Origin of the sequence: Kangiella marina (assembly GCF_039541235.1) — a bacterium.
In the GTDB taxonomy this organism is placed as follows: domain Bacteria; phylum Pseudomonadota; class Gammaproteobacteria; order Enterobacterales; family Kangiellaceae; genus Kangiella; species Kangiella marina.
Genome location: NZ_BAABFV010000001.1, coordinates 424,829 through 448,036, shown reverse-complemented (window position 1 = coordinate 448,036; position 23,208 = coordinate 424,829). Strand labels below are relative to the sequence as shown.

Below are 23,208 nucleotides of genomic sequence, written 5' to 3'. Positions count from 1 at the left end.
GCAATAGACAGTTAACCTCCATTAAGGACGAAACCATGAATAGACGCACTTTTATGACGAATACGGCTCTAGCTGCTGCGACAGTTGGCTTAAACCTTGGCTCTGGCGGGGCGTTTGCGTCCTCATCAAGTGCTACGCGTATCAGTCGCGAACAGTATGATGATTGGTTTGTGTTTGATGGCTTAGGTGTGTTGTATGACATCAATGACCCAACAGGCGGTATTCAAGACAACTGGCGCATGACGGAGCGCTTGCGAGGGGATGTATTGGCGAGTGGGTTAAGCTGTTACCGACAGACCACGGGCGCGCCTTTTCCTGCGTATCCAGGTGATGATGCTTTTGAGCAGGCGGTAACGATTTTAAGTCAGCATCAAAAGCTGATTGATGCGAATTCAGACGTGCTGACGCTAGTCAGAACCTTTAACGACATTGAGCAGGCGCAAAAAGACAATAAAGTCGCGGTGACCTTAGGATTCCAAAACAGCCACGTCATTGGCGATAACCTCGATCATATTGATACCTTTAAGCACCTTGGCGTCTTAACCATGCAGTTAACTTATAACGGCCAGAATCAGATCGGTGGCGGGGCGAATACCAATCCACGCTTGCCGCTGACTGAGTTTGGCCACAAGGTCGTCGAGAAGATGAATGAATCGAATGTACTTATCGATTTAAGTCACAGCGGGGAACGAACTTGCTTAGAAGCGTTAGCCGCGAGTAAAGCGCCTGTAACCATTAGTCATAGTGGCTGCCGTACGTTAGCAGACTTCCCACGAAACAAGACCGACAAAGAATTGCGGTTGCTCGCGGACAAAGGCGGTTTGTTCGGCGTCTACTTTATGCCATTCCTCGCGCCCGACAGTAAAGCCAACTCGGATCACCTTGTCGCACATATCGAACACGCGATAAACGTCTGTGGCGAAGACCATGTATCGATTGGCACCGATGGTGGTTACACAGGAATCGACGACATGAAAAAGGTGCAACAAAGCACTGACAAAATGACGCAACACCGCTTAGACAACGGAGCTGCAGCTGCAGGCGAAAAGATCGGCAACCTAAACTTTATGCATGATATTGTAGGCCCCGACCAATTCTACAAACTAGCCAATAAGTTAGCGGATAGAGGCCACAGCAGTACTCGTATTGAAAAAGTTTTAGGATTAAATGCCTATAACCTGATGAAGGAAGTGTGGAAATAAAATATCTAACTAACTGATACCTAAGTCATATTTGCATTAAAGCCACATTTGTCACGTGGCATTTTTTGTGCGATAGTTCACAAAAAAAAGGAGAATAATATGTCCGACGCATTACAAATTGAAGAGTCTGAAGAGTTAGAAAATGAAATTACGGAGGTACCTCGTGAAGTCCGTAAGCTTAGAACACAGCCTTATGACAAGTCTGTCATAGATTTAATGGGCATGATAGAGAGAGAAGATATAGATCTTAAGCCAAGCTTTCAGAGAAACTCGGTGTGGGATAATAAAAGAGCGTCATTATTAATTGAGTCAATCTGGTTAAATATACCTATACCACAAGTCTTTGTTTCGGTTGAGGAGGATGGGACATGGAATGTGATTGATGGCCAACAACGGTTAACATCGCTTTATAGGTTTTACACTAATCAATTCAAGCTACGAGGTCTAGAGGTACTTTCTGAATTGAACACGTTAAACTACTCAAGCCTTGATGATAAGCCTCAAAGATTATTCCATGGAGGTAATATAAGGATTGTTGCCATTCATGAAGACTCTCATCCAGATATAAAGTTCGATGTGTTTATGCGTATTAATCAGGGAGCTGTTCAGCTTAACCCCCAAGAATTAAGAAACTGTCTATTTCGTGGTGAGTTTAATAATGCATTACATAAGATGGCTGAGGACGAAAACTTATTATCAATATTGAATTTATCAAAACCCCATAATAGGTTTAAAGATGTCGAAATAATATTGAGAGCTTTAGCAGTAACAGAATCTTCAAAAAGTAGCTTTGAAACCTACCCAGGAGTAATGAAGAAGTTTTTGAATGACTATATGTTAGCAAATAGGAACATTGGTAGTGAAGTAATAGAGGAGATACTCTCGAGGTTATCTGAAAACATTAGAAAGGTACATGCGATTTTTGGAAATAACAGCTTTAGAAAGTGGGACTACGAACAAGAAGTTTTTGATACAAAATTAAACCTATCATTGATGGATTGTCAGATGATCGCTGTTGATAACTATAGTTATCAAGACATTCAAGAGCATAAGGATGAGCTTTTAGAAAAATTTAAAAAAATTTTTGCATCACAAGAGGAGGATGGTGAGTTTTTTGAGTCAATTACGTCTAGTACTTCAGCAAAATCGAAACTCGTAAAAAGAGTTAGCTTCATGAAAGAAATGTTCGACTCCGTAATTAATGGTTAGAATTATGATAAGTTTCGATAGAGATGATTATTTTTCACAAACGGATTTCCTATATGAGCTCTGTAAAGACGATAATGAAAAGAGGGAGTTACTGACTAATCTAATCGTAATCGATATAGTCACGTCTATAGAGGTATACACTGAAAGATTATTAAAGCAATTTTTAAAGCTAGTTAACAAAATTGGACTCACAACATGTAAAATAAACAACCGATTGAAAGTTGAGCAGTCGATAGAGTTGGTTGATAAGTTGAGCTCTGCTGTAAAAAATGGAGGGGATATAGGAAAAGTTGAAAGGCAACTATTAATAATAAAAAAACTATGGAGTGAAGGAGAAAGCTTTAATATTGATTGCAAAGTCAAGTACCCAAAAGGTAAGCATGGGGAGTTACAATTAAAAAAGCTATTTGAAAAGGTTGGTATAGATAATATATTTAGACGAATTGATATACCTCAGCCTGAATCATCTTTACTTGATGAAGATGACTTTGATACGGCTTCATTTATTGGTGAGCTAACTGCAAAGAGAAATCTTGCAATACATGAGGGAGCTCCTTTGCATGCATCAATTTCACTTGAAACACTCGAGTTTTATATCAATACATCCTCAAAAGTTCTTACAGAATTCACCCGAGTTATGAATGAAGAATTGGCTGCTTATCAAGGTGCGTAATTTAAGCAAGATTAGGAAGCGTAGCCTCGAAGGAACTTCGAGGTTTTAAGTAGAAGGGAACCTCGATTACGCTAAAACTAATCGAGGCTACGTGGAGTTGTCACCTATAACTATTGGCAACTCCTCGTTTGTTAAGTGGCGCTTTGCTACTGAATTGTTTAATCTTTATACTGGCTCTAAGCTTTTTAACCATGGAGTTAGTATGTTTCGTCGTTATTTAGTTTTTCCTGCGGTGGTTTCTTCACTGCTGTTTGCGTCAAGTTTGGCTTTTAGTTCGGTGGCGGTTGCTTCCGAGGATAAAAAGTCATCTACTGAAGATAGTTCGTCTTTACCTTCATTATTGGAATTAGAGCCTTTTGAAGTCGAGTGGGGCGGTCGTCCGCGTGATCCTGCGGTGGCACCTGACGGTATGGTGTGGTTTTGTGGGCAGGCGGGTAATTATATTGCTCGTTTGAACCCTGAGACGGGCGCTATGAAACAGTTCTCGGTTCCAGAAGGTTCGCATCCGCATAATTTAATCGTGGCGAGCGATGGTGGCGTTTGGTATGCGGGTAATCAAAATGCTCATATCGGTAGAATCGATCCTGAGACTGGTGATATTGAGCAGTTCCCAATGCCTGAGGCAATTAAAGATCCACACACCTTGATTTTCGATTCAGATGAAAACATTTGGTTTACCGCGCAGCACTCGAACGTGATTGGGCATTTAGATGTTGAGTCGGGCGAGGTGCGTTTTGCAACAGGCACTGAAAAAGGCTCACGTCCTTACGGTATTAAACTGAATTCAGAGGGCGTGCCTTGGGTGGTGATGGTCGGTACTAATAAGTTAGCGACGGTTGATCCTGAGACTATGGTGTTGAAAGAAGTCGATATTCCTCGGGAAAAAGCGCGTCCGCGTCGCTTGGAAGTCACCTCTGATGATTCGGTTTGGTATGTAGACTTTAACCGCGGCTATTTAGGTCAGTATAACCCTGAAACTGAGAAGTTTACGGAGTGGTTATCGCCAAACGGTCATGACAGCCAACCTTACGGTACGGTCTTGGATAGCGAAGAACGTATTTGGTTTGCGGAAACTGGGCCTTACCCTAACGTGATGCTGGGTTTTGATACAGACTCAAAAGCGTTTGTCAGTAAAACGATTGTTGAGAGCGGCGGCTCAGTGCGTCACATGTATTATGACGAAGCCAAAAACGAATTTTGGTTTGGTGTTGATACTGGGTTTATTGTTAAGGGTAAGCCTAAATAGTTTCCACTAGGGCAAGAGTTTGTTAGCAACAGATTGTCCGCAGGACACTGCTTATAATAAAGCCAGCGGTTGCTGGCTTTATTTATTGCTTGAGATAAATGGTTATTACTGATCATTCCAAGCTGGGCGTTTACCCTGTGGTGTATTCAGTAACTCAATAATGGTTGTTTGATTCGCTAGCATTTCCCCTTGGTTGGCTAAAACCTGAATGAGTAAATTTTTGATGTCCAAATCATGTGTCGCTAGATTGGATTTGATATCCGTATCGTGAGTCATGAGGTTTGCTTTAACCTCAGTATCATGAGTCGTTAAGTTACTTTTCAGATCAGTGTCGTGGGTCAACAATTCGCTTGAAATTTCGTGTCCGAGATTGAATAGATCTTCAGTTCTTAGAAATGCTGCTTCAAGCTGCGCTTCGTCAACTTCGGCGTCACAGAAGCTGATAATATTGTGGGCTTCTTTGGCCGCAATATAAACGGCGTCAGTTACGATACAGGCTGCTGATGTATTGCCACCGGCACCTAAAGCAACGACTACCTGCTCACAGCCTCTGGATGCGACTTCGCGCACCGACTCAGCGACAAAAAGGGCTTGCTCTGAGATGAATACGACTAGATCGTCATGTCTTTGTCCAGGAGACGTGGCACAAAGAGGGAAGTTCGGGTAGTCGGGTGGGGTTAAGGTTGTTGTTGCTTGGATGTTGAAGTTACTGCTTTGCTTTTGAACAGTTGTGGTTTGTATGTTATTCAACAAGATCTGATTAGAACTTTTCAAGCTAGTTAAATAGTCTACATCTGGCAATGTATTTAATTCTTCATCGCTTAGAAACAGCAAACCATTTTTTGCGGACTCTAAGTTCTTGACTTGTTGTTCTGAGCCAAAATTATTCAGGATAGCGATTTGTTGGTCGAGTAACTCGAGATAAGCTGCCTGTTTCGATTGTGGGTTGGCTTGAGCTGTAGGGCTTAACAGTGGGGTAGTGAGAATAGCGCTTAATGCTAAGGCTATAATGGCTTTATCGTTCATCGTAAATCCTCCTAACTTACTTACTGGTCATCATGACCAGTAATCCATCCTATTCCTATTTTTTAAGTGGGGATATGGACTGGTTATCAATTTTTAATTGATTTGCTAAAGAGGTAAGGAACTAAAATAACGCATCGTGGGATTAACAGTAAGAAACCGGCTCAAATAAAATCTCCCCAACTTAAATTTACTCCAGCTTTTCTTTCCACCAGTCTTTGAGTTGATACCACCAGTAGCTGAGTTGCGCTGCTGGTGGGCCAAATGCTCCACCATTCCAAGGCAAATCCCAGGCTTCAAACTTTTTGTAATGGTCGTTTTCGCCAGTAATAGCAGCGGCAACGATTTCACCGGCGGCTGTGGTCGGCGCTACGCCGTGTCCACCAAAGCCGGTGTTGTACCAAACGTTCGGCGCAACTTGACCAATTTGAGCCATTTGATGTCTGGCGTAAGCCATCCAGCCTTGCCAATCGTATTCAACGTTAACACCTTTGAGCTGCGGGAAGACTTTTAGCATGTCACGCTGAAGAATATGGTTAAGGTCTTTGGGTTTTTGGGTGTTGGCATTGATCCGGCCGCCCCATAAAATTCGGCCGTCTCTTAACGGCCTGTAATAGTCGAAGGCAAAGCGTGTATCGTACACGGCTGATGGGGTATTGATGGCATCCAAAAGCCGTTCGCCGAGTGGTTCGGTGGTCATGACGTAGGTAGCAATGGGTAGGATTGATCGTGAAACTGGTTTAAATAAGTTTCCAATATAACCACCACCAGAGACAACTAGATTTTTAGAGTGAAGGGTTCCTTTGGTTGTGGTGATACGCTTGGTTGCACTGCTGTAATCAATATCCGTGACTTCACAACCTTGATAAATTTTGACCTTTTGTTTTTGTAATTCTTTGGCGATGCCTAACGCATAGTTGAGTGGGTGGAAGTGCATCGCATTGGGCTCGTAGAGAGCGCCATGGTATTGCTCGGTTTTTAATTTTTCCTTGAGCGCTTCGGGGGTGATGTAGTCCCACTCAATGCCCATCGTTTCGCGCATGAAGTCGCGCTCTCGATGAAGCAGTTTTTGATCTTTAAACCAGTTCGCCCAGAGCGCACCTTTATCGACCAAATCACAGTTAATGGTGTATTGAACGACGCGGCGACGAATGAGGCTTACGGCTGCTTGAGTAAATTGATACAACTCTTTGGCTTGCTCAAGACCGACTTGTTTGATCAAAGCCCTAGCGCCTAACGAATAACCACCGAACACTAAGCCTCCGTTGCGACCTGAGCAGCCATAGCCAACACCATGCTTTTCTATGATGGCGATATTGGTATGCCCACGTTCCACTAAGCCCAGTGCCGTCATTAGTCCCGCATAGCCTCCGCCGACGATACAGGTTTCAACCTCGAGGTTGTCTTCAAAAACGTCATCGTTTAGCTCGTGATTTTTGGTCGCCGCGTAATAGCTTTTTGGGTAGTGTTGGCTCATCCGTTATTATTGTCGTTGTTTATTTTCTGAGCATCATTGTGGCTGATTTTTATGCAAGTTGGAAGTGGGTTTTAAAAGAAGGCGCGACAGGATTAATCAAACTTAACATTTGTCGCTTGAGATAGGCGCTGCGTATGTTTAAGGTGAATAGAATAACATTCATCATGAGCAAGGAGTTACCATGTCGAATAATGTAGAGTCGAACGTACGCCCCGATCCAGATCCTGAGTTAGTTCGTATCGCGGAGTATATTGCGGATTATACGGTCGAAAGCAACGAGGCCATGACCACAGCTCGATATTGCTTAATGGATACATTGGGCTGCGGTTTACTTGCTCTACGCTACCCTGAATGTACTAAGCATTTAGGCCCATTGGCACCAGGCACTGTGGTGCCAAACGGGGCGCGGGTTCCTGGAACACAATTCGAAATGGATCCGGTCAAAGCCGCTTTTGATATTGGCTGTATGATTCGCTGGCTGGATTACAACGATACTTGGCTGGCCGCAGAGTGGGGGCACCCCTCGGATAACCTCGGTGGAATTCTAGCCATTGCAGACTTTTTAAGTCGCCAGTCTATCGCAGAAGGTTACGCACCGCTGACCATGAAAACGGTTTTAGAGGCGATGGTTAAGGCGCATGAAATTCAAGGCGTATTAGCACTGGATAATAGTTTCAATCGGGTCGGTTTGGATCACGTGATTCTGGTAAAAGTGGCATCAACGGCAGTCGTGACGCAAATGATGGGTGGTAGTAGAGACGATATTATTGATGCGGTGTCACAAGCGTTTGTCGATGGCCAGTCTTTGCGAACGTATCGCCATACGCCAAACACCGGCTCACGAAAGTCCTGGGCTGCGGGTGACGCGACGTCGCGAGCAGTTAGATTGGCGATGATGACATTGACCGGTGAGATGGGCTATCCGAGCGCATTAAGTGCTAAGACCTGGGGGTTCTATGACGTTTCGTTTAACGGCAACCCTTTTAGTTTTCAGCGTGACTTTGGTTCTTACGTGATGGAAAACATTTTGTTTAAGATTTCGTATCCAGCAGAGTTCCACGGTCAAACCGCGGTCGAAGCTTCTATCGAGTTACACGATAGTGTCGCTCACAAAATTGATGACATCGAGCGTATCGAATTGACCACCCACGAATCTGCCATTCGAATTATTTCGAAAGAGGGAGAGTTACACAATCCTGCTGATCGTGATCACTGTATTCAGTACATGGTGGCGTGTGGTTTATTATTCGGCGAATTAAATGCCGATCATTATGAAGATGATGTGGCACAAGATTCACGCATCGATGTTTTGCGTGACAAGATGACCCTTCAAGAAAATAAAGAATGGTCAAAGGACTATCACGAGCCAAGCAAACGGAGTATCGCTAACGCGGTTCAAGTGTTTTTTAAAGACGGCAGCTCTACCGATAAAGTTACCGTTGAATACCCGCTCGGTCATAGAAGACGTAGGGAAGAGGGGATTCCTGTCTTAATCGAAAAGTTTAAGAAGAATGTTTATACGCGCTTTCCTAAAAGACATGGCGAAGAAATTATTGATTTATGTCTTGATGAAGAGTCACTGCTTGAAACCCCGGTGAATGAATTTATGAACCTATGGGTGATTTAAGTTTTTTGCTTTCTAAACCTTCACTCAATATTGATATTGATTGTGTCATAGTAGGACCACGCAATCGGAGGTATTGAATGAATTTATCAGTTAGCGATATTCAACAGTTAGAACGCAAGTATCGACTAAACTTAATTAATAGCATCACAGGTGTGAAGCCTGCGAACCTTATCGGTACGATAAATAGTGATGGCCTAAGCAATCTTGCTATTTTTAGTTCGGTTGTGCACTTAGGGAGTGATCCTGCTCTAGTGGGCTTTATCACTCGTCCTACCGATGAGGTCCCGCGAAATACTTACGACAATATTCTGGAAAATAGTTTTTTTACGGTGAACCATGTTCCTGCGAGTCATATCAAAAATGCGCATTACACATCGACCAAGTTTCCAAGCAATGTCTCTGAATTTGAGAAGTGTGGTTTTACAGAAGAGTATATCGACGGGTTTAAAGCACCTTACGTCAAAGAAGCCACCATCAAGTTTGGCGTTAAGTTCTGTCAGCAGCTACCGATTGAGCTGAATGAGACGCGCTTAATGATTGGTCAAATTCAACACATTATTGCTCCTGATGATGCAGTCAATGATAAAGGCTATTTAGACTTGGAAAGTAAAGTAATGTGGGGATCGGTGGTTTGAATCAATATTATCGCTTATCTAAGGAAGATGAGTTTCCATACGCTAGACTGGGTGAAGAGCCTCGCTTTGAATAGTTACCATTCGATTAGCGAGCCATCCCAAGCGTAGAATTTTCCGCTGTCCTCCGTGCTCGCTTGCTCGATCACCGCCATCATTTTATCGATGGCAAACTCTGGAGTGAACAGTTTTTCTGGTGGTACGTTTGCTTGAAAGGGTTCTGAAAGGTTGGTGTCAGTCGTTCCAGGATGAATGGCGATTATTGAGCAATGTTTAAAGCGCCTGCTGGCTTCGATCGATAAGGTTTTGATAACTTGATTCAGCGCCGCTTTACTCGCCCGATAGCTGTACCAGCCGCCAAGATGGTTATCGCCAATACTGCCAACCCGAGCTGATAACGCTGCGAAAATAGCAGTTTGCTTCAGCGCCTTCCCACCCTTGTTAAGGTGTAATAGAAGGTGCTTTGCAATTAGAGGGGTAATTAACGTATTTGCTCTGATAACTTTTTCAAAATTCTCTGCATTAAAGTCTTCGATTTTCTTTTCCGGCGTCAATTGTTGTGTTTCATCATGAAGTAGACCACAGGCATTAATGATGAGTTGTACGTCAAAGTCGCGACCGGTTAAATACTCTGAAAACAGTTGTAGTTCGGTTTCAGAGCTTGGATCAAGTTGCATTAGATGCAGCTTGCCACTGTTGTCCCTTTCGATGGTTTTAAACCGTTGTAGTCGACGTGTGCAGGCAAAGACATGCTCATATCGAGTAAGGCAATACTCAACGAATTGGTGGCCAATACCGCCACTGGAACCGAAAATAATGGCTGTTTTCATCCTCTTAGTATCGTCCGCAGATTGTGAATAGAAAGTGAAGGATTGCAAAAGCGCCCAAGGTTGGCTTTGATTTATGCGGAATTTCAGTATGATATGAGCCAATAACTTCAATGTAAGGATGTCGGCTTGTCGCAAAAACGTATGGGCATTACTGATGTGTTGCAATCAGTAAAAGAAAACGCTTCAGGGGAGAAGGTCGAGCTTGGCGAAGTGGTTGAGCATTTAGAAAACCGTGGTTTCGGACCGATACTGTTAGCTCCTGCATTAGTCGCTTTATTTCCCACCGGCGCCATCCCAGGCATTCCGAGCGCGTGTGGTATTTTAATCTTTTTAATCGCCATTCAGATGGTCTGGGGAAAGAAGCACCCCTGGCTACCACAAAAGTTAAAGTCTATTGGATTTAGCCAAGACAAGCTGGCTCAGGTTATTGATAAATCGTCACCCTATACCCAAAAAGTCGACCGTTGGTTTAAGCCAAGAGTGTCTGTTCTTTCTCAAGGCGTTGTTAAGCGTCTCGTGGCGCTACTTTGCGCTTTAGCGGGGTTAATTATGATTCCTTTGGAGTTGGTGCCTTTTGCTGTTATGTTGCCTGCATTCGCGATTGTTCTTGCGGCGGTTGGCTTGAGCACGGAAGACGGTGTCGTCATAACTCTTGCCAGCTTGATCATGATGGGGTCTTTTTACCTGCTTTGGGTTAACTACATTCAGTAGATAAAAGATTGGTTGAACTCTTCGTTGATTATTGCCGGCTCTGATTCGGTCTAACTTCTGCGCTATTTTTCGTCAAACACTCGTTAAGAGTCGTGCTAAAGTCTGAGAGAGAAAGGCGAGTGAAACTCAAGCGCTTTACCACTAATCGGATCGGTAAAGGCCAGAGATTTAGCATGGAGTTGCATTGGCTGTTGGTAGTTATCCGGCTGCTTAGGTTGCAAGGTTGGGTAAAAGCGATCATTCTCGATTGAGAAGCCGATACTCATCATGTGTAATCGTAACTGATGGGTACGTCCGGTCAGCGGTGAAAGTGTAAACAGGGCCTTCTTAGCCGACTGCTCAATGCATTGAATATGTGATTCAGCGTACTGTCCCTCGTTTGAGTCTTCACAGTTTTCAAATAAAAACTGTGGGACTGAACGTCTTAAATAATTCTTTACCTGCCATGTTTTGCCGACTATTGATTCTGATGATTTGAGATTTGAAACTGCTTGGTAGCGCTTGCTTATCGTTCGATCTGCAAATAACTGGTGGTATTGATGGCGAGTATCGGGATTGGTTGATAATAATACTAAGCCGGAAGTATCACGATCGAGTCGGTGAACTGCTTGTAGCGCCTTAATCCCGGTACGCTTAATCAGTCTTTCTTGAAGGCATTCGTTGACGAAAACACCCCCAGGCATAACCGGCAGAAAGGGTGGTTTGTGCGCAATTATAAAGTGAGAGTTCGACTCTATGATGGTTTCTTCAAAAGGAATTTTCGGCTCAGCCACGACTTCCCGATAGTAGCCTACCAATCTATTTGCTTGGTATTGAGTGTCTATAGCAATAGAAGCACCATCTTTCCAAAAAAGTTTGCCGTTTGCGGCACGCTGAAGCCATGTCTGTTTGCTGATATGGGGGAAGTGACTGACTAGAAAGTCTATCACCGTAGCATAGTTATCACTGTCGGGTAGTTGAATGAAAGAAGGGCGGTTAGCTTGAGACACTATTGTGGTATGACGTTTTATGGTGAGACCATTGTAGCAATAAAGCGGTCATAATAAATCCACAATCTAACACGCTAAAGCTGCCAGCTCCCATGATTCCTATTTTTGATCTTTAGCGGTATGATGTGTTCTGGATTATTACAGGACGATATTATGAAGAAGTTTACTTATTTGTTGGTTGCCTTTGCAATGACTCTATTTCTAACGGCTTGTGGAGCACCAACCATTGATGCCTCAAGCGAACAAGCGATGAAAGAGTCAGTGGAAGAAATGACTAAAGACATGACTGAAGCTGAGAAAACGGAGTTTGGCATGGCGATTATGGCTGTGACAATGAAGGTTGCGATGCAAAACATGGGGAATCCAGAGAAAGCTGAAGAAGCTGTCCAAGATGCACTGGATGGTAAAACTGTTGAAGAAGTTATCGAGATGAGCAAAGAATAACGTTAATAACGTATTGATATTCTTATTAAAAAGCGCCTAGATGGCGCTTTTTTTGTGTCCTAACTGCAAGAAAGAGCAAGCCAACATGCAAATATGACTTGATCCCGTAATGATAACTGTTATCATTCGCAACATCTTTTCGGTTAATGGGTTGAGACATGAACTTTTCAATCATTTCTAGCGCTGTAATTGGCGTATTGGCTTCAGCAAGTTTCTCTGCAAACGCAGACGATCATAATAAAACAGAAACCATGGTGGTATCAGCAACACGAGCTCCGCTTCAGCAAAGTGCGGTTCCGGCGACGGTGACCATCATTGATGGTGAAGAAATTCGACAGCAACTCTCGGTCAGTAACTCACTGTCAGACATCCTGGGAAACTTGTTACCGTCTTATAGTCCATCCAGGCAAAAACTGACCAGCTCGGGTGAAACCTTACGCGGACGAACCCCTTTGTACTTAATTGATGGGGTGCCACAGTCCAACCCACTAAGAAATGGTGCGCGCTCAGGTAACACTATTGATCCGATGATGATTGAGCGCGTGGAAGTGATTCACGGCGCTAGTGCGATTCAAGGCTTGGGAGCGAGCGGCGGCATTATTAATATTATTACAAAAACGGCTAAAAGCGGCACTGAGCATCAAGTCACGGCAGGCGTATCGGCGCCAACAAGTGAAACCTCAGAAGGTATGTCATACGACGCAGGCTACTTAGTGTCGCATGGAGAAGGTCAGTGGCAGTTTGTTGCGGGCTTGCACCTGCGTGAAACTGGGATGTATGTCGATGGTAATGGCGAGTTAGTCGGCGTCGATACCACGCAAGGCGATACCATGGACTCAAGCAGCGAAGATTTGTTTGGTAAGGTTATTTACCAATTCAACAGTGAGCAGCAATTGCAGTTGATGGTGAATCATTATCAGGTTGCCACAAACGGTGATTATGTGACGGTGACCGGTGATCGCGTTAATGGTATTCCGGCGACATCGGTTCGTGGCGAGATTGAGGGTGAACCAGCAGAAAATGAAGTGACGACGGTTAGTCTTAACTTTAGTGATGCTGATTGGTTGGGCGCTGATCTGAAGTGGCAGCTATTTTCACAGGACTTCTCGGCATTGTATGGCGGCGGTCGCTTCGGTACATTCCAGGACCCAGCGTTCGGCGATGATCTTTATGATCAGTCGCGCAATGATTCGAATAAACTGGGTTCGCGCGTCACTTTAAATTGGCTAGAAGTTGCTAATAGTAATATTGATATCACGACAGGTCTCGACTTTTTACGCGATCGCACCTATCAAGAATTGGCGCAAACAGGTCGTAAGTGGGTTCCAGAGACTGACTTTGAAAACTGGGCACCTTATTTACAAACTCGTTTAAACGAAGGGCCGTGGAGCTTTAGCGCAGGTTTACGTTATGAGTACGGCAAACTGATCGTTGATGATTTTACGACGTTGGCATCATACGGCAGCCAAGATGTTGAAGGTGGTGAGCCATCGTTTAATGAGCTCCTGACTAACTTTGGTGTGGTTTATGAGTTCACTGATGAATGGCGCGGTTTTGTCAGCGTCTCAGAAGGCTTTAGTATGCCGGATGTGGGTCGTGTCCTTCGTGGTATTGACCAGCCAAATCAGTCCGTCGATTCTTTCTTGAATTTGCAGCCAGTATTGACTGAAAACAACGAAGTTGGTGTTGAGTACTTTGGTCGTGACTTAGCTTTATCCATCAGTTACTTTGAATCGGACTCAGACCTTGGTGCGCGTTTATCACCTAATGCTGATGGTATTTTTGAAGTGAATCGTGAAAAAACAGAAATTAACGGTTTTGAGTTATCGGCCCAATACTCACTGACCCAAGATGCAAGTATTGGTGCTTTGTATGCTGATAATGATGGTGAGTTCGACAGCGATGATGATGGTCGAGTAGACACCAAGCTGGGTGGACGAAATATCACTCCACGCCGCTTAAATGTATTCTGGAAGCAAAGTTGGACAGGGATGGTTGGCAGTCGTTTGCAGCTGAACAGCTTCTTTGATCGTAAGATATACAGCGGTACAGAAGCCATCAATAATTTTGAGGGTTACTCTACGCTTGATTTTAGTATCAATATGCTGACGGATACTGCTGGTGAATTTACTTTCGGTGTTGAGAACTTACTGGATGAAGATTATTTCACTTACTATTCCCAAACGGCCGGTAACGACGGAGGAAACTTCAAAGGTCGTGGCAGAACACTTCGGTTGAACTGGCGCTACAGCTTTTAATCGGTAGGGGTAACGGCTTAACGCTTGGAATATTCGTGAAAAAGTTTTCATTGTTTCTACACAAATGGCTGGGACTCGTTCTCAGCCTTTGGCTTTTGTTGGTCACAATAACTGGGACTGTATTGCTCTATAAAAATGAGTTACTCGAAATCCAGTATACCCAGTTGCAAAACCAGCCTACTGCTTCGCAGCAACAAGCCCTTGATGTGCTCACATCGGACGCAGTAAACGATAAAGCAGCTTATAGTTTTATCCCGACAGACTTACACCCTTGGATCGAAACGATTGATGATAACGGTGCGCGGCATTATTTCTCTCATAGTGGTGATCTGCTGTTAAGTCGAGAACGCTATGGCGACTGGATCAGTTGGTTTCTTGAGTTCCATCACCATCTTCTTTTAAATGATTTTGGTGAAGAATTACAGGGGATTTTTGGCTTATTAACACTTTTGATTTTTATTACAGGAATTATTAAGTGGTGGCCAAAAGGGAAGTGGGGGAAGCGCGTTATCGCAGTAACCCTTTCAAAGCCTAAGAGTAAGAAGTGGGGGCAAACTTTATGGCAATCACACCGCACGCTCGGTGTGATTTTATGCTTACCGATGATGTTATTAGTGTTAACTGGCGTGGGTATGATTTATTACCAAGTATTTAACACTGGGCTCAATGCTCTCTTTCCACAACAAAAGAGCACTTCTACTGATTATCAACCGATCATTGAACGGCAAAATACTGCGGCTAGAGATCTCGATGGGACCATGGAAACCAGAATTCGTGAACTGAATAAAGTCATGCCAGAAGTACGCCCGGTCATGGTTTACCACAACAGCGACCGGTTGAGGTTAAAACAACCGGAGGAGTGGCATCCTAATGGTAGAAGCTATGTCACCTTCTATCCCAACAGTAGCCGGATTGCTGAGATTACAGATTATCGTAATGAAACTCTTGGGACGCAGTTGTCACAAATGATTTACCCATTGCATATTGCTTATGTCGGCGGTACCACCTATTTCAGTTTAGCGGTGGTCAGTGGGTTAGCTTTAATCTGGATTACTGTTAGTGGAGTATGGTTTTGGTTGTGGTGCAAAAATAAAAAGAAATACTCTGGGCGCAAAAAGAAGCACCCGTAAGGATAAAAAAATATAATCCTAAATCCGGGGAATTTATGATGCTACTAATACTGTGAACTCGTTCAATGCGAAAGTGAATCATAAAATTTGAACCACCACACGTTTCTCCAAAAAACTTATCCAAAGGTACAAAAATGGGATAGGGATCAAGTATGATTAGCCTGTTTTAGTCTGGTTATATTAGTTAGGAAATTTGGACATGGTAAAAACAATAATTAATCAAGTTGCATCTAAAGATGATATTTCTCTCGTTGAAATGTTAGCGAGTAAAATTTGGCACGAGCATTACCGACCGATTATTGGTCGAGAGCAAGTTGTTTACATGCTCAGTAAATATCAAACCACCCCCGCTATTAAGCGCCAGATTCAGGATGGCGCCAATTACCATTTAATGTTTGAGCAGAGTCATCCGGTTGGCTATTTTAGTTATCACTATGAAGATAATTCGTTATTTTTAAGCAAAATTTATGTGGCTAAAGAAGTTCGAGGAAAGGGAATAGGGCGCAAGGCACTGGATTTTATTATTGAACAAGCTAAACGCCAGTCTGCGACAGTCATTCGTTTGACTGTTAATAAGTTTAACTCGGCTACCATTGATGCTTATGAGAAACTCGGGTTTCAAAGGGTTGACTCGGTGATTAAAGACATTGGTGGTGGTTTTGTTATGGATGACTATGTTATGGAGAAGTCCATTATTGAAAAAGCGGTTTAAGAAAACCGCTTTTTTTCTTGGTTATCAGGGTGTTTTTCGCGGTTAATAGCCTGCTGCTTGACCATCTTTGCGAGATTCTGAGGCGCCACGATAAACACCTTCTTCGTGATCGCGCATGATCGCTTGATAGCCACCAAAACCGCCATTACCGCTTCGGACATCATGCCCTTTTTGCTGTAACTCTCGAAGAACCTGTGCCGATACGCCAGATTCTATTTCGACGTAACCGCCATCCGTGAGGTACTTAGCCTGACTTTCTGTCGGTTCAGTCGAGCCCATGTGCTGCCATCGAGTCGCATCACCAGCTTCTTGTAAGTTCATGCCGTAATCAACTATGTTAATTAAGATCTGGACATGGCCTTGTGGCTGCATGGCTCCTCCCATAACACCATAGCTCATGTAAGGTTTCCCATCTTTGGTCACAAACGCTGGAATAATCGTGTGGAAAGGTCGCTTGTTGGGCTCGTAGACGTTGGCATGTGATTTATCCATTGAGAATAACTGACCTCTGTCTTGGAACACGAAACCCAAACCGGGTACTACAACGCCTGATCCCATGCCACGATAATTACTTTGAATTAGTGACACCATATTGCCGTCACTGTCAGCGGTGGTCAGGTAAATCGTATCGCCTTCCGTTAGGTTTGGATTGCCTGCCTGAACCGTGCGAGCAGCTCTTTTGGTGATTAACTCAGCGCGTTTCTTGCCGTACTCTTCAGAAATTAATGCATCGATCGGCTGCTTAGCGAAATCTAAATCAGCATAAAACTTAGCTCTATCTTCAAACGCTAATTTTTTGGCTTCGACCATCGTGTGTATGCTTTCAGTGGAGTTATAGCCCATTTCAGCCAAGTCAAAATGCTTAAGGGTTTGTAGCATCTGTAGTGCGGCAATGCCTTGGCCATTGGGTGGAAGCTCCCACAGTGTATGTCCCTTGTATTCGACACCTAGCGGTTCTACCCAGTTAGAATCATGCTCAGCAAGGTCTTCGTAGCGTAGATAACCACCGTTAGCTTTCATGAATTCATCAATCTTTTTCGCGATTTCACCTTGATAAAACGCATAACGTCCGTTTTTTGCTAATAACTTATAGGTATTCGCCAGTTCGGGGTTTTTAAACATTTGGCCTTCGCGAGGGGCTTTGCCGTCGATGGTGAAGGTTTCTTTAAAGCTTCCAGGCTGTGGGCTGAGGCGAGGGACGCTTAAATTCCAATAGTAAGCAATCAGCTCTGATACGGGGAAGCCATTTTCTGCGTACTCAATGGCCGGTTGTAAAACTTGATCCATCGGCATGTTGCCAAATTTACTGTGTAGCTCAAACCAACCATCGACAGCACCTGGAACGGAAATCGGTAGCATGCCATAAGGAGGGAGGTCGTCTCGGCCTAAAGTTTCTAACTCTTGTTGTAATTTGTCATAACTCAACCCTTTGGGGGAGCGTCCAGATGCGTTAAGACCGTACAGTCGTTGAGACTTTTCATGCCACAAAATAGCGTATAAATCGCCTCCGATACCGCTTCCGGTTGGCTCCATCAAGCCAAGAGCTGCGTTGGCTGCAATAGCCGCATCAATTGCATTGCCGCCATTTTTCATAACGTCTAGCGCCACTTGTGTTGCCAAGGGCTGGCTCGTCGCTGCCATGGCTTGTGGCGCAATGACTTCTGAGCGGGTTGCGTGCATTTCACCGGTAACGCGGTCGGCTGCTTGAATCGAACTGCTAAACAGAAGCGCGCTTACCAGTGCAAACTTTATTGTTTTTACAATCATTAGAACTCCCCATTGGATTTGTGTTACTCGATAATAAACTGTGAGCTAGTGAAGTTAAAGCTTTGCAGACAGATGTTTGGAAAACTGCTGATAAGTGTTGAAGGTCTAGAGGGAAGGGTTTTGAAGCAAAAAAACATCCTTAGCTCCAAACTTAACTGGGAGCTAAGGAAAAGTTGAACGAAGCCAGAAAACTTAATGCATTCGTTGCATGATTTTCATTGGTATCGTTGTTTCTGCATGATCGCTTAAAAGCTCTAGAGCAGGGTGTCGCGTGCTCATGATCTGTTTAATGTTGGATTCTTCGGCCAATGTTAGGTCAATTAATAAAAGGTACTTACCCTCATCAACCACATGATAAAACTCTTTTAAAGCATGATTTCGAGATTGAAGACCAATAAAGCCACCAAACCAAATTCCAAAAGCTGTAAAAAGGACTATTGTGGCTAGAACGCCTACGAAGCCATAACTACCGCCAAAGGCATTGGTTGCATAGAAAATAATTGACATAACAATGGATAAGGCAAACCCTATTATGGCTCCTTTGTTGGCACCATTAAGGATGTCGGTTTTATACCAATTATTGGCTGCATTAAGACCGCGGCGAAGAACTCGCCCTTGTTTTTTAGCAATGACATGTAGGTGATCATCGGAAACACCTGAAATACGAAGATCCTCGTAGGTGCTCTCCAGCTCAGCTAAATGCTCAGCTTTATAGAGTAAACGTGACATACGAACCTCCTTTTTGTCTGAAAGACAATTTCACTATATCAGAACGGACATCAAAAATCTGTGAATCAAACAATGACTTATCGTTAAAGGAAAGCTGGAGTTAAAACCAATCTCTATCATATCCTTTAAAAACAATCAGTTATTGTAATTTTAGCGATCTTTTTACCCTAAATTGCCCGTGATTTTGGTGGTAATTGTGAGCGAGGAGTGGGTATAGTGCCGGAGTCTTATTTTATCATTGAGAAAACATATAACATTAGGAGAAAGTGACGCCAATGAAGTCTTTAGTCGCAATTGCTTTGAGCAGCGTTTTGATGATGTCTGCCAGTGCTCATGAATTACCGAGTACCAGTTTGAACTCAAACCAATCAGTGGTTATCGCCACCTCTTTTTCCTTCAATGGCAGCCAGATTGAAGATAATTATAATGATTACAGCCAGTTTTTTGATTATGAAGCCTGGCTTGATCAGAAGCGAGTCGAGCAAGATTTGCCGCCGCTAAAGAAAGGGACCTGTGGCGATCAGATGGCGACAGCAAAAACTTGTGGTCAGGTTGACCATTTTTATAAAGCGGCCATGGTCGGAACCTTCACCTGTAACGCATATGCTTCGTTGCATGCAGCAAGTTATCCTGATGGCTTAACGGCTCGTTTTACGGCGCCAACCAGCTTTGTTGACAATATGGAAGCGGCCAGTGGTCATCACGATTACTATGACACTGCCCAAGGCATTTCTTTTGATTGTGTTTACCCATCAGACACCACAACAGCAGAACCAGCACCCAAGGAATATTCTAAGTTTTAAGGGAGACCCATTCATTAGGGGGTAGTGAAGCTCTTAGATCATTAGGATTTAAGAGCTTTGCGATACAGAACGCTGCTTAACCACGGTCATGACTTTATCAAGTTTGCTTTCTAATTTTGAGCGCTCTTGGTTCTCTAAAGGACATTCGGCAAGAACATAATGACTGGTTTTAACCACATTGCGCCAGCGTGGGTTGCGTGGGATTTTATTGATATCAATATACTTGTCGAGTGACCGTGTTCTAAGCCTTCCATCGTCAATAGAGACTTTCCAGATACCACTTTTTTCTGCGAGTTCAATTCGATCGGTTCGAGTGGCTTTTTCCCATAAAGATAGCGTTTCAACCAGTAAGTCGACAAGTTGTTGTCTGAAGTCGTAATATTCACCTTCGCTGCTGCTATCATCTTGTGTGCTATCCCCATCCTGCTCAGACTCAAGCAGCAACAGTTTTTCTTTATGACTTTTGATGGACTCGACCAGTCGCTGTTTCTCTTTGACTTTGCGGTAGATGATGAAAGTCGCGCAAAAGGCAATAATGACAAGCACTAAGGAAATCACAAGGATCGTGTTGGATAAGGACTGGATTCGATTGTTTTGTTGCTGACTTTTTAATTGTTCAGCGATCAGTCGACGCTCAACACGTTCTTTTTCAATCTGCTCTTGTATCACCCTGAGGTCGCTTTCGTATTGAGCTTTAAGGCTTTGCTCTTTGTAGTGATACGATTGTTTTAGGCTGTCTAAAGCTTGGTTCACATTTTCTTGTTGCACGTTGATTTGGTGCAAGAGATAAAACGATTTCTCTAAAATAACTGAGTCACTTTGAGCCATCGAAAGTGGTATCGACTGGTTGATTAGTTGCTTGGCTTCTTCATATTTGTTGTTGAGAAACGCAATATGGGCTTTGATGTAGTCAAGCTCTGCTAAATATTTACTGTCAGAAGCTGCATAATGCACCGCTTCTTGGATAAACAGCTGAGCCTTTTGCGGTTGCTGGAGTTCGAGATGTATCAGCGCTAAATTTTTCATGGCGCGGACTTTGTTGTTTTCGCCGAGCTTTCGAGAAAAAGTATCAATGACTCGCCGAGTATACTTTTCCCCCTGTTTGATATCGCCACTAAGACTGTAGGTAACTGCAAGATCTTCGTATAAATGCGAAATGTTGGTAAACACTCTTTGATCAAAGTTATCAATTTCTGTGTAAGTTAAAAATTGCTCTAGGGCTTGCTGGTAATAGTCTATGGCTTCGGAGTAATTTTTTAGTTCTTTATTCAAGAGGCCTAAGTTATTGAGTGTTGTACCGATGTAGTAGCGATTCCCCAGCGTTTCTTTCAGCTTAAGGCTTTGCTTATAGTGCAGAAGGGCTTGTTTGTAGTTTTTCTGTTTGTAGTAAATTAAGCCTAGGTCGTTTGCACTTTTGGCGAGGAGGGTGTTGTCGTTGGCCAGCTGGGCAATGTCGTAAGCTTGTTGCAGATACTCGGTCGCTTCTGTGTATTGTGTTTGATGTAAATAATCCATTCCTATCGCACGGTTCCAGCGATAACGGATGTTTTGATTGAGAACAAAAGACTCGCTAGCTTTCACTTGTTGCAATAGGTGACGGCTTTGCTCTCGGTCTTCTTGTAAAGCGTACAAGTCCGCTAGCTCAAGTCGAATCATCGTCGCTTCTGCCACTGACTGGGTGTCTGCGGCACTGGATAATTGACGCTCACAAACCTCAATGGCCTGTGAATTGTCTTGTGAGGTGACCGCTTCTTTACAATTACTCAGAAACGTATTGGCGCTTTCCGCGTATAAACTTTTGCAGAGTAGAAGGATTGGAAGAGTCAGTAATGCTGCGCTTCTTTTAAGCATATTTCATTGATTTTTCTATAATAATTCTGATGGGGTCTTTGGAATAACCTGGCTACATCAGAAGTCTCTAATCTTTATGTCCTGCTCGAAGTCTACACTAAAAGCGCCCCTTTGTACTATCCATATGGCTTGATGTCAGCTGATGTCACAGTTCCTTACATTTGGATTTAAACTTTCTTTGCGTATGAAGCATCTAAGCCTTATTGGGACTTAGCGTTTGCCCTGACGTCTCTGTGGTTTGGGCGACCACGCTAAAAGGGGGAACGAGGGTCCATTATTCAAAGCTAGAACTCTTTTTGTGATCCCCACCATCAAAAGCAGTAACCGCTTGGTATGAGTGGTTTGCTTATATTTAATGACACTTATTTTGAGGTAGGGCTATGACACACAAGAAAGACTCACGTTTTTTTAAGCTGATAAGCTTCCTTTCTCTAACGGATTCAGAGGTTCTAAAAGAGTGTGGCCGTTATGACCGAATGCTGGCTTATGCCATGGTTTTCCGTCAGCTAGTAACCTTTATATTTACCTTTATGTTATTTGCCTACGGTGTGTCTTTATTCCTTGGCACCACCGCAGCAATCATCACAGGCTTTATTTTTGCTTTAACCTTGTTCTTTTTAGACCAGGCGATTATCGGCTCCGATTGGGCTTTAAGAAATCCTTTTAAAAGCGGTATTCCTTTGCGAAGTCTTCTTGGACTAATCCCTAGAATTATTTACTCCCTGATCATTGCTATCGGTTTGGCGACTTTGGCTGAAATCAGTCTGCAGTCTAATGCTATTGATGAACAGATTCAGCAAGAGTCAAACGTCAAGAACCGTGAGTACTTCGCCAAGCTTGAATCGCATGAAAAAGAGTTGGATACGGCGATCAGTGTCGAGCGCGGACGTATCGACGAACTGCAAAATCAGATGCAGACGTTGCGCAGTCAAAATGCCGCTTACCAAGCCGCGAAAGAGTCTAACGATACGCAGTCTGTAGAAAATACCTTGGACGTTAGGCAGAACAATGTAGAAGAGTTGCAAAAGTCGCAACAGGTCTTAAATGCTGAAATTTCCAGTATTAATGAGCGTCTGGCTAATGCACGCAAAGAATACGATTATTGGTTTAATGAAGCACTCTTAGAGCGTACAGGTAAGGATGGACGTGCCCCGACCGAAGGACCTAAGTATAAGCGAGCCGTCGCAACTTACTCTGACCTTGAAAAGCAGATTGGCATCTTGGAAACAGCTCTAGTTGATACGCAGGCTCGGTTAGATGAAATTAAGCCAAGAATCGAAGCTGCCACGAGCGAGTTGAATGACGTTCAGGCACAACGCAACCAGCTCGTTTTGAGTGAAACCAATTTTGAGCAAAACGAACAAACTATCCTTCGCCTCGAAGATGATTTAACCGCGGCCACTACGGCACTCAATCAGCAGATTGATCGCAAACAAACCAAGATGGATGAATACCGGTTGAAGCTAGAGAATGATGGCCTTTTTTATGAAGTTAAAACGGGTATGTTGCGTCGATACCTAGCCTTGCAAAGTATTCACAATGATCCTGAGATTGGTCATGCAGCCATGTTGTTTAGCTTGTTGCTCAAGATCTTCTTCATTGCTATTGAGTTGATGCCAGTGATCATAAAGTTATTCTTCAGTCCATTTAGCTTCTATTCTTTACGAATGTACCGCAAGATGCATGTTGCGTTGCTTGAAGAAGAAGGGCGGCTGGAAGAGGCTAAGCTTCTTTATGCTAAATCTCGGCAGAAAAGACTGCGTGAAGCTGAAGATATGGAAACCGTTTCGATGTAACGGTGATTATCTAGACACTGAAAAAGGAGTCTTCGGGCTCCTTTTTTCTGAGTGCTTTAAATCAGACTGATATTTACACAATATTGAAAATTGTTATGA

Annotated in this window: 20 protein-coding genes; 13 read left to right on the top strand and 7 right to left on the bottom strand. The window is 43.5% G+C overall.

Translation table 11 applies throughout. The annotated features are described in order from the left end of the window. Positions 1-35: 35 nt before the first annotated feature. From ABD943_RS01945 to ABD943_RS01930, 4 genes are all read left to right on the top strand, one after another. Positions 36-1,202, top strand: coding sequence for a dipeptidase (locus tag ABD943_RS01945; protein ID WP_345291513.1), 1,167 nt, complete (start codon positions 36-38; stop codon positions 1,200-1,202). Positions 1,203-1,301: 99 nt separating this feature from the next. Continuing rightward, positions 1,302-2,411, top strand: coding sequence for a DUF262 domain-containing protein (locus tag ABD943_RS01940; protein WP_345291512.1), 1,110 nt, complete (start codon positions 1,302-1,304; stop codon positions 2,409-2,411). Positions 2,412-2,415: 4 nt separating this feature from the next. Next, positions 2,416-3,084 (top strand): HEPN domain-containing protein, encoded by a 669-nt coding sequence (locus ABD943_RS01935; RefSeq protein WP_345291511.1) that lies wholly within the window; start codon positions 2,416-2,418, stop codon positions 3,082-3,084. A 202-nt stretch (positions 3,085-3,286) separates the two neighbouring features. Next, a complete protein-coding gene (locus ABD943_RS01930; protein WP_345291510.1) occupies positions 3,287-4,330 on the top strand; it encodes a Vgb family protein in 1,044 nt (347 codons plus the stop codon). 105 nt (positions 4,331-4,435) lie between these two features. On the opposite strand, the gene ABD943_RS01925 is transcribed toward ABD943_RS01930, so the two are convergent. Together ABD943_RS01925 and ABD943_RS01920 are read right to left on the bottom strand one after the other, a co-directional pair. Beyond that, complete coding sequence (locus ABD943_RS01925) at positions 4,436-5,356, bottom strand: hypothetical protein (protein ID WP_345291509.1); 921 nt, start codon at positions 5,354-5,356, stop codon at positions 4,436-4,438. A 187-nt stretch (positions 5,357-5,543) separates the two neighbouring features. Continuing rightward, a complete protein-coding gene (locus tag ABD943_RS01920; protein ID WP_345291508.1) occupies positions 5,544-6,830 on the bottom strand; it encodes an NAD(P)/FAD-dependent oxidoreductase in 1,287 nt (428 codons plus the stop codon). 181 nt (positions 6,831-7,011) lie between these two features. On the opposite strand from ABD943_RS01920, the gene ABD943_RS01915 reads away from it, so the two are divergent. Continuing rightward, on the top strand, positions 7,012-8,457 hold the full coding sequence (locus ABD943_RS01915; RefSeq protein ID WP_345291507.1) for a bifunctional 2-methylcitrate dehydratase/aconitate hydratase: 1,446 nt from the start codon (positions 7,012-7,014) through the stop codon (positions 8,455-8,457). Positions 8,458-8,534: 77 nt separating this feature from the next. Beyond that, complete coding sequence (locus ABD943_RS01910; RefSeq protein ID WP_345291506.1) at positions 8,535-9,092, top strand: flavin reductase family protein; 558 nt, start codon at positions 8,535-8,537, stop codon at positions 9,090-9,092. 74 nt (positions 9,093-9,166) lie between these two features. On the opposite strand, the gene ABD943_RS01905 is transcribed toward ABD943_RS01910, so the two are convergent. Further along, the gene (locus tag ABD943_RS01905; RefSeq protein ID WP_345291505.1) at positions 9,167-9,919 is read right to left on the bottom strand and encodes an SDR family NAD(P)-dependent oxidoreductase; all 753 of its coding nucleotides are present in this window, start codon (positions 9,917-9,919) and stop codon (positions 9,167-9,169) included. A gap of 126 nt (positions 9,920-10,045) precedes the next feature. Between ABD943_RS01905 and ABD943_RS01900 the strand changes: the two genes are divergently transcribed. Continuing rightward, the gene (locus tag ABD943_RS01900) at positions 10,046-10,630 is read left to right on the top strand and encodes an exopolysaccharide biosynthesis protein (protein ID WP_345291504.1); all 585 of its coding nucleotides are present in this window, start codon (positions 10,046-10,048) and stop codon (positions 10,628-10,630) included. 95 nt (positions 10,631-10,725) lie between these two features. On the opposite strand, the gene ABD943_RS01895 is transcribed toward ABD943_RS01900, so the two are convergent. Beyond that, positions 10,726-11,619, bottom strand: a complete 894-nt coding sequence (locus tag ABD943_RS01895) for a pseudouridine synthase (protein WP_345291503.1) — start codon at positions 11,617-11,619, stop codon at positions 10,726-10,728. Between the two features lie 153 nt (positions 11,620-11,772). Between ABD943_RS01895 and ABD943_RS01890 the strand changes: the two genes are divergently transcribed. The 4 genes from ABD943_RS01890 to ABD943_RS01875 all read left to right on the top strand — a co-directional run bounded on the left by ABD943_RS01890 (position 11,773) and on the right by ABD943_RS01875 (position 16,163). Next, positions 11,773-12,063, top strand: a complete 291-nt coding sequence (locus ABD943_RS01890) for a DUF6694 family lipoprotein (protein WP_345291502.1) — start codon at positions 11,773-11,775, stop codon at positions 12,061-12,063. 158 nt (positions 12,064-12,221) lie between these two features. Then, entirely contained in the window at positions 12,222-14,321 is a 2,100-nt protein-coding gene (locus ABD943_RS01885; protein ID WP_345291501.1) for a TonB-dependent receptor, read from the top strand. A 35-nt stretch (positions 14,322-14,356) separates the two neighbouring features. Beyond that, complete coding sequence (locus ABD943_RS01880) at positions 14,357-15,451, top strand: PepSY-associated TM helix domain-containing protein (protein ID WP_345291500.1); 1,095 nt, start codon at positions 14,357-14,359, stop codon at positions 15,449-15,451. Between the two features lie 199 nt (positions 15,452-15,650). Beyond that, positions 15,651-16,163 (top strand): GNAT family N-acetyltransferase, encoded by a 513-nt coding sequence (locus ABD943_RS01875; RefSeq protein ID WP_345291499.1) that lies wholly within the window; start codon positions 15,651-15,653, stop codon positions 16,161-16,163. 42 nt (positions 16,164-16,205) lie between these two features. On the opposite strand, the gene ggt is transcribed toward ABD943_RS01875, so the two are convergent. Both ggt and ABD943_RS01865 read right to left on the bottom strand, forming a co-directional pair. After that, a complete protein-coding gene (gene ggt, locus ABD943_RS01870) occupies positions 16,206-17,927 on the bottom strand; it encodes a gamma-glutamyltransferase (RefSeq protein ID WP_425559460.1) in 1,722 nt (573 codons plus the stop codon). Positions 17,928-18,122: 195 nt separating this feature from the next. Continuing rightward, positions 18,123-18,659 carry a hypothetical protein gene (locus tag ABD943_RS01865; RefSeq protein WP_345291497.1) on the bottom strand — a complete coding sequence of 179 codons (537 nt, stop codon included), beginning with the start codon at positions 18,657-18,659 and terminating at the stop codon, positions 18,123-18,125. A gap of 275 nt (positions 18,660-18,934) precedes the next feature. On the opposite strand from ABD943_RS01865, the gene ABD943_RS01860 reads away from it, so the two are divergent. Continuing rightward, entirely contained in the window at positions 18,935-19,462 is a 528-nt protein-coding gene (locus ABD943_RS01860) for a hypothetical protein (protein ID WP_345291496.1), read from the top strand. A gap of 48 nt (positions 19,463-19,510) precedes the next feature. Here the strand turns inward: ABD943_RS01860 and ABD943_RS01855 are convergent, their stop codons facing one another. Beyond that, entirely contained in the window at positions 19,511-21,313 is a 1,803-nt protein-coding gene (locus tag ABD943_RS01855) for a tetratricopeptide repeat protein (protein WP_345291495.1), read from the bottom strand. A gap of 380 nt (positions 21,314-21,693) precedes the next feature. On the opposite strand from ABD943_RS01855, the gene ABD943_RS01850 reads away from it, so the two are divergent. Further along, on the top strand, positions 21,694-23,109 hold the full coding sequence (locus tag ABD943_RS01850) for a DUF4407 domain-containing protein (RefSeq protein WP_345291494.1): 1,416 nt from the start codon (positions 21,694-21,696) through the stop codon (positions 23,107-23,109). Positions 23,110-23,208: the final 99 nt, after the last annotated feature.

Coding starts and splice junctions, on each gene's coding strand:
- ABD943_RS01850 (WP_345291494.1), top strand. CDS start 21,694: ATGACACACAAGAAAGACTCACGTTTTTTTAAGCTGATAAGCTTCCTT.
- ABD943_RS01865 (WP_345291497.1), bottom strand. CDS start 18,659: ATGTCACGTTTACTCTATAAAGCTGAGCATTTAGCTGAGCTGGAGAGC.
- ABD943_RS01905 (WP_345291505.1), bottom strand. CDS start 9,919: ATGAAAACAGCCATTATTTTCGGTTCCAGTGGCGGTATTGGCCACCAA.
- ABD943_RS01915 (WP_345291507.1), top strand. CDS start 7,012: ATGTCGAATAATGTAGAGTCGAACGTACGCCCCGATCCAGATCCTGAG.
- ABD943_RS01920 (WP_345291508.1), bottom strand. CDS start 6,830: ATGAGCCAACACTACCCAAAAAGCTATTACGCGGCGACCAAAAATCAC.
- ABD943_RS01940 (WP_345291512.1), top strand. CDS start 1,302: ATGTCCGACGCATTACAAATTGAAGAGTCTGAAGAGTTAGAAAATGAA.
- ABD943_RS01945 (WP_345291513.1), top strand. CDS start 36: ATGAATAGACGCACTTTTATGACGAATACGGCTCTAGCTGCTGCGACA.
- ABD943_RS01925 (WP_345291509.1), bottom strand. CDS start 5,356: ATGAACGATAAAGCCATTATAGCCTTAGCATTAAGCGCTATTCTCACT.
- ABD943_RS01935 (WP_345291511.1), top strand. CDS start 2,416: ATGATAAGTTTCGATAGAGATGATTATTTTTCACAAACGGATTTCCTA.
- ABD943_RS01885 (WP_345291501.1), top strand. CDS start 12,222: ATGAACTTTTCAATCATTTCTAGCGCTGTAATTGGCGTATTGGCTTCA.
- ABD943_RS01855 (WP_345291495.1), bottom strand. CDS start 21,313: ATGCTTAAAAGAAGCGCAGCATTACTGACTCTTCCAATCCTTCTACTC.
- ABD943_RS01930 (WP_345291510.1), top strand. CDS start 3,287: ATGTTTCGTCGTTATTTAGTTTTTCCTGCGGTGGTTTCTTCACTGCTG.
- ABD943_RS01860 (WP_345291496.1), top strand. CDS start 18,935: ATGAAGTCTTTAGTCGCAATTGCTTTGAGCAGCGTTTTGATGATGTCT.
- ABD943_RS01890 (WP_345291502.1), top strand. CDS start 11,773: ATGAAGAAGTTTACTTATTTGTTGGTTGCCTTTGCAATGACTCTATTT.
- ABD943_RS01875 (WP_345291499.1), top strand. CDS start 15,651: ATGGTAAAAACAATAATTAATCAAGTTGCATCTAAAGATGATATTTCT.
- ABD943_RS01910 (WP_345291506.1), top strand. CDS start 8,535: ATGAATTTATCAGTTAGCGATATTCAACAGTTAGAACGCAAGTATCGA.